The sequence below is a fragment of the Streptomyces europaeiscabiei genome (genome assembly GCF_001550375.1).
GTDB lineage: Bacteria > Actinomycetota > Actinomycetes > Streptomycetales > Streptomycetaceae > Streptomyces > Streptomyces europaeiscabiei.
This window is the reverse complement of record NZ_LRTR01000554.1, coordinates 1-6,141: the sequence shown is the minus strand read 5'-3', so window position 1 is coordinate 6,141 and position 6,141 is coordinate 1. Positions and strand designations below refer to the sequence as shown.

Below are 6,141 nucleotides of genomic sequence, written 5' to 3'. Positions count from 1 at the left end.
CAGTGCCGCCCGGCCGGCGGGTCCGCCCGCGCCGGCCACCGCGATCACCGCGCCACTCAGTGCACCGTTACCGTTCTGCATGGTCTTCGCCTCCTGAGCAGCGTCTGTGACGTCTGCGAATCCGGCGCTCACGCGGCGACCCGCTCGGCGTTCGCCGCGGTGATGCCCTTGGTGGAGGCGATCACGGTCTTCAGCTTCTTGGCGAGCGCCTCATAGAACATGCTGAGCGGAAACTCGTCCGGAAGCACGTCGTCGACGAGTTTCCGCGGCGGCTGCGTCAGATCCAGGGCGTCCGGGCCCTTGGCCCAGCGCGATCCGGGGTGCGGTGCGAGGTAGTCGGCGACCAGCTCGTACCCGGCGAACCAGTGGACCAGCTTCGGGCGGTCGATGCCGTCCCGGTAGAGCTGCTCGATGTCGGCGCAGAGCTGGTTGGTGACCTGCGCGGCGCGCTGCCAGTCGATGTGCAGCTTGTTGTCGGTCCAGCGGACGACATCGTGCTTGTGCAGGTAGGCGAAGAGGAGCTGACCGCCGAGGCCGTCGTAGTTGCGGACCCGCTCGCCGGTGACCGGGAAACGGAACATGCGGTCGAAGAGCACCGCGTACTGCACGTCACGGGCCTGCGGGACGCCGTCGGCCTCCAGCTTCACGGCCTCCTTGAAGGCGGTGAGGTCGCAGCGCAGCTCTTCGAGGCCGTACATCCAGAACGGCTGGCGCTGCTTGATCATGAAGGGGTCGAAGGGCAGGTCGCCATGGCTGTGGGTGCGGTCGTGGACCATGTCCCACAGGACGAAGGCCTCCTCGCAGCGCTTCTGGTCGTGGACCATCGCGGCGACGTCCTCGGGCAGGTCGAGGCCGAGGATGCCGACGGCGGCCTCGGTGACACGGCGGAACCGGGCGGCCTCGCGGTCGCAGAAGATGCCGCCCCAGGAGAAGCGGGCCGGCGCCTCGCGCACGGCGATGGTCTCCGGGAAGAGGACGGCCGAGTTGGTGTCGTAACCGGCGGTGAAGTCCTCGAAGGTGATGCCGCAGAACAGCGGGTTGTCGTAGCGGGTGCGCTCCAGCTCGGCCAGCCACTCCGGCCAGACCATGCGCAGCACGACCGCTTCGAGGTTGCGGTCGGGGTTGCCGTTCTGCGTGTACATCGGGAACACGACGAGGTGCTGGAGGCCGTCCGCGCGGCTCGCGGCGGGCTGGAAGGCCAGCAGCGAATCGAGGAAGTCGGGCACCTCGAAGCCGTCGTCGGCCCAGCGCCGCAGGTCCTTGACGAGCGCCTCGTGGTAGGCGGCGTCGTGCGGCAGCAGCGCGGACAGCGCCTCGACGGCCCCGACGACATCCCGCACGGCGCGCTCGGCGTCCGCCGGATCGGGGGCGTGCTCGGCGTCGAGATCGATCGAGCCGTCCTTGGACTGCCATGGCCGGATCCGCTCCACGGCATCCTTGAGCACGGGCCAGGCCGGGTGCTCCACCACCCTACCGACCGAAGGAATAACGCCCTCCGCGCCCATCTGCACAAGAATTTCCGTCATGACCCATCCTCCACGGGATAAACTTTCGTAGGGACACCGTACGTAGCGAGGGTTCCCCACCGCAAGACCGATCATGAGTGATCCAGCCGGAAATCTTCCCGCCACCCCCTCCACCTAACCGCTGAATCTCCTGCCACACGCGTCATGGATCACAGTTCGTGCGTCGCGCCAGCCGCACGGAGGCCTCCGGGGTCAACGCGCGCCGGACTCGCCCACTCACGGATGACCCGATCGGTACGGGGCAGGTGCGGAAACGGTCCTGTTCTCCGACGTGACACGACGTGACACGACCCGAAAGGGCTCGTGCACATGCGGATGCATCGCACGGCGGGAGTACTACGCTGCGCCCCAGCCGCGTGCCGCCCCTCCCCCGGTCACGCGGGCCGAGCCGCCGTCGACGGAAGCGAGTCAACCTTGAACTTCCTCACCATCGGTCACCGCGGAGTCATGGGTGTCGAACCCGAGAACACCCTCCGTTCCTTCGTAGCCGCCGATCGCGCGGGCCTCGACGTCATCGAACTCGATCTGCATCTGAGCAAGGACGGCGCGCTCGTCGTCATGCACGACGCGGACGTGGACCGGACGACGGACGGCACGGGCCCGATCGCCGACAAGACCCTCGCCGAGCTGCGCGCCCTGGACGCGGGCCGCGGCGAGCGCGTCCCCACCTTCGAGGAGGTCCTGGACGCGGTACGGGCACCTCTCCAGGCCGAGATCAAGGACACGGCGGCGGCCCGCGCCCTCGCCGAGGTCATGCACCGGCGCGACCTGGTGGGGCGGGTCGAGGTGCTGTCCTTCCACGACGAGGCGGTCGCCGAGATCGCCCGGCTCGTGCCCGGCGTGCGCACCGCGCTGGTCGCCAGCCGCTACGGCCCCGACGTCGTGGACCGGGCGGTCGCGGTGGGCGCCTCCACCCTCGTGCTGAACATCCGGCGGCTGACGCTGGAGGTCGTCGAGAAGGCCCGCAAGGCGAACCTGCGGATCATCGGCTGGGTGGTGAACACCCAGGACCACCTGCGCCTGGTCCGCGCGCTCCAGCTGGACGGCGCGACGACCGACTACCCCGACATCAAACGCACCGGGCGCTTCACGGCGTAGGTCTCGAGCGTAGACCGGCGCAGGACCGGCGCAGACCTCAGACGATCTCCTTGACCAGCAGCTCGAACCGCAGGTCGTCGCGGAGCGGGATGCCGAAGCGCTCGTCGCCGTACGGGAACGGGGTCATCCGTCCCGTACGGCGGTAGCCGCGCCGCTCGTACCAGGCGATGAGGTCGTTCCGTACGGAGATCACGGTCATGTGCATCTCCTTGGCGCCCCAGACCTCGCGCACGATCCGCTCGGCCTCGGCGATGATCACCTTGCCGAGACCGCCTCCCTGGACGGCCGGGCCCACCGCGAACATCCCGAAGTAGGCGTGGTCACCGCGGTGTTCGAGCTGGCAGCAGGCGAGGATCACGCCGTCCCGCTCCACGGTGAGCAGCCGGCTGTCGGGCGACTTGATGACCTGCCGGACACCCTCCGGATCGGTCCGCTGCCCTTCGAGGATGTCCGCCTCCGTGGTCCACCCGGCCCGGCTGGAGTCCCCGCGGTACGCCGACTCGATCAGCGCGACGAGGGCGTCCACATCGGCATCGGCGGCATCGCGGAAGGTCAGGCCGGTGGCGGCGGTGTCCATGGACTGCTCCTGACGGTGTCTGCGGGTTCGAACACGCACGAGGGTAACGGCAGCCACGCCCCGGAAGGGGCGCGGCCAGGGCGCGGGGAACCGCGCCGGGAAGCCCCCACCCACCCGCACCCGAACACGGCTCCCCAGCGCCTACCCTCGACCGCATGATCCACGTACTGAGCAGCCGCACCCTCCTCCGCCCCACCGACCCCGAGCGTTCCCGTGCCTTTTACGGCGAGCAGCTGGGGCTCCCCGTGTACCGGGAGTTCGGTACGGGCGACCACCGGGGCGTCGTGTACTTCCTCGGCGGCGGTTTCCTGGAGGTGGCGGGCCGCTCGCAGACCCCGCCCTCGCCCGCGCTGAAGCTGTGGCTGCAGGTGGCGGACGTGACAGCGGCACACGAGGAACTGCTGGCAGCCGGGGTGGAGGTGCGGCGGCCACCGGTGAAGGAGCCGTGGGGACTGATCGAGATGTGGATCGCCGACCCGGACGGCACGGAGATCGTGCTGGTGGAGATCCCGGCGGACCATCCGCTGCGGTACCGGCCGGGGATCTGACGCGTCGCATCCCGGTGGCCGGGGCCGGGGCTCGGGCATAGCGTGCTGGAAGGGGGGCGTCTTCGATGTCCTCCCTCATCCCTCCTGCACCCCTCCTACCCCCCTCCCGATTCCTCCCATTCTCCCGATTCCCCCGATTCCCTCCCGATCCCTTCCGGAAGGAACACCATGAAGCTCGACGAGCCGGTCACGGGCGGGCCCTGCTGGACCGAGCTGGGGACCAGCGATCTGGAGGCGGCCAAGCGGTTCTACACCGAGCTGTTCGGCTGGCGTCCGGAGACCGATCCGCGCCAGGAGGCCGGTGGCTACAGCATCGCGCACCTCGGTGACGCGGCGGTCGCCGCCCTCGCGCCGCTCTACCAGGACTCGCAGCCGGTGGCCTGGAACGTGTCGTTCGCGGTGGACGACGCGGACGCGACGGCCCAGGCGGTACGGGCGGCGGGCGGGACCGTCGCGCTGGAGCCCATGGACGTCTTCGACATCGGGCGGTTCGCGGTGGCGTTCGACCCGGGCGGCGCGGCCTTCCAGCTGTGGCAGGCGCGGTCCTTCCCCGGCGCCGGGCTGTTCAACGCGCCCGGCGCGCTCGGCTGGGTCGAGCTGCTGACCCGTGCGCCGGAGCGCGCCAAGTCCTTCTACACCACGGTGTTCGGCTGGAGCATGAACGCCGGCGGGCACTACACGCAGTGGGGCCTAGGCGGCGCCGACTTCGGCGGCATGATCACGATGGACGAGAAGTTCCCGCCCGAGGTGCCCTCGCACTGGCTGCCGTACTTCGCCGTCGAGGACGTCGACGAGACGGCCCGCATCGCCGCCGGGGCGGGCGGCACCCTTCTCATGGAGCCCACCACAGTGCCGGACGGCCCCCGCATCGCGGTACTGCGGGACCCCCAAGGGGCCGTGTTCGGCGTGTACTTGGCGGGCACTGAGGGCTGACCGACCGGCCCCCACCGACCGGCCCCGGCGCACCGCGCGTCGCGCACTAGTGCCGCGGCAGGCCCAGGCGGCCCTCCAGTTGGATCAGCAACTCGCCCAGCAGCACGGCGAGTTCGCGTCGATCGTCGGCGTCGACGCCGGAGAGTACGGCCTCCTCGTAGGCCAGTTGCTCCGGCATGACGCTGTCCACGAGGTCGCGGCCGGCGTCGGTGAGGCGGACGTGGGCGACGCGGCGGTCACGGTCGTCACCGCGGCGCTCGACCAGTTCGCGTTCGGTGAGCAGCTTGAGGCGTTTGGTGACGGCGGCGCCGGAGGCGAAGGTCTCGCGGGCGATCTCGCTGGGGGTCAGTTCATGACCGGTGCGGCGCAGGGTACCGAGGACGTCGAACTCGGGACGGGTGAGGCCGGCCCGGCGCAGCGGCGCGTCCTCGGCCTGTTGGAGGAGGGCGGCGCAGCGGTTGACGCGGCCGATGATCTCCATCGGCGCCGTGTCGAGACCCGGGTGGACCGTCTGCCACTGGCGCACCACCTTGGCGACCGTGTCCCCGAGTACCGCGCCGCTCCCCGCCGCCGCCCGCCCGTTGCCTGCCGTCATGCCCGTGCGCCCTCCGATGCCTCGAACCCGTGCTGTCGTACCGTCGCCGCGAGCGTACGGTGTCCGGCCTGCTCGGCGTGTGTCACCCGCTCCGACGGCCAGGCGCGTTGCCACCATTCGCCGCTCGCGACGTCGGTGACGGCGCGCAGTTCGACGAGGGCGGCGGCGAGGGCGCGGCGGGCGGTGGACAGCGCACCGGGTGCGGCGTTCGGGTCGGCGGCCGTGCGGACCGTGTGCACGCGGGCGCGCTCCACGGCGGTGAGGGCGTGGGCGACGCGGTCTCCGGCGCGCCGGTTGGTGACGGCGGCCGCCGCGAGGAAACCGACCAGGGCGCCGACGAGGGTGTCCAGGAGCCGGTCGGTGATCAGCTCGCCGGGGTTTCCGTAGCGGACGAACTCGGTGACGAGCAGGGCCATCGGGGTGACGCAGATGGTGCCGAGCCAGTAGTTGCGGCTGATCAGGGCCTCGGCTCCGAAGCTGAGGGCGAGGCAGCACAGGACGAGCGCCGTCGGGCCGAGGTGGGCGAGCGGGACCAGGGCGGCGAAGGCCGACACACCGGCGAGGTTGCCGACGACGCGCTGCACGCCCCGGCTCCAGGTGAGGGTGAGGTTCGCCTGGTAGAGCGAGGCGGCGGTGACGAGGGCCCAGTAGGGGCGGCCGACACCGATCGCGAGGGAGGCGTACCCGGCGAGGGCGCAGCCGACCGCGGTGCGTACGGCGATGGGGGTGAGCGGGCCGAGCCTGCTCCACAACAGGGCTCGCCCGCCCGTGAGTTCGTCCTCGGCGTCGGGCATCTCGTCGGCGTCCTCCGCCGGGGCGGCGGCTCGCGGAAGGGGTCCGGCACCGCGCAGCTCCCGTGCCAGG

7 protein-coding genes are annotated in these 6,141 nt (G+C 71.1%); 3 read left to right on the top strand and 4 right to left on the bottom strand.

The features are described 5' to 3' along the window. Positions 1-128: 128 nt before the first annotated feature. Positions 129-1,526 (bottom strand): DUF6421 family protein, encoded by a 1,398-nt coding sequence (locus tag AWZ10_RS27210; protein WP_046703940.1) that lies wholly within the window; start codon positions 1,524-1,526, stop codon positions 129-131. A gap of 414 nt (positions 1,527-1,940) precedes the next feature. Between AWZ10_RS27210 and AWZ10_RS27205 the strand changes: the two genes are divergently transcribed. Then, positions 1,941-2,624, top strand: coding sequence for a glycerophosphodiester phosphodiesterase (locus AWZ10_RS27205; RefSeq protein WP_046703939.1), 684 nt, complete (start codon positions 1,941-1,943; stop codon positions 2,622-2,624). A 37-nt stretch (positions 2,625-2,661) separates the two neighbouring features. On the opposite strand, the gene AWZ10_RS27200 is transcribed toward AWZ10_RS27205, so the two are convergent. Then, positions 2,662-3,201: a GNAT family N-acetyltransferase gene (locus AWZ10_RS27200; protein WP_060892290.1), complete on the bottom strand. Its 540-nt coding sequence runs from the start codon at positions 3,199-3,201 to the stop codon at positions 2,662-2,664. A 155-nt stretch (positions 3,202-3,356) separates the two neighbouring features. On the opposite strand from AWZ10_RS27200, the gene AWZ10_RS27195 reads away from it, so the two are divergent. Both AWZ10_RS27195 and AWZ10_RS27190 read left to right on the top strand, forming a co-directional pair. Continuing rightward, positions 3,357-3,749, top strand: coding sequence for a VOC family protein (locus AWZ10_RS27195; protein WP_046708359.1), 393 nt, complete (start codon positions 3,357-3,359; stop codon positions 3,747-3,749). Positions 3,750-3,917: 168 nt separating this feature from the next. Next, on the top strand, positions 3,918-4,682 hold the full coding sequence (locus AWZ10_RS27190) for a VOC family protein (protein ID WP_060892289.1): 765 nt from the start codon (positions 3,918-3,920) through the stop codon (positions 4,680-4,682). Positions 4,683-4,728: 46 nt separating this feature from the next. On the opposite strand, the gene AWZ10_RS27185 is transcribed toward AWZ10_RS27190, so the two are convergent. Both AWZ10_RS27185 and AWZ10_RS27180 read right to left on the bottom strand, forming a co-directional pair. After that, on the bottom strand, positions 4,729-5,277 hold the full coding sequence (locus AWZ10_RS27185) for a MarR family winged helix-turn-helix transcriptional regulator (protein ID WP_060892288.1): 549 nt from the start codon (positions 5,275-5,277) through the stop codon (positions 4,729-4,731). Next, a partial coding sequence (locus tag AWZ10_RS27180) for an FUSC family protein (RefSeq protein WP_167365991.1) occupies positions 5,274-6,141 on the bottom strand: 868 nt, incomplete at its 5' end. The genes AWZ10_RS27180 and AWZ10_RS27185, both read right to left, overlap by 4 nt.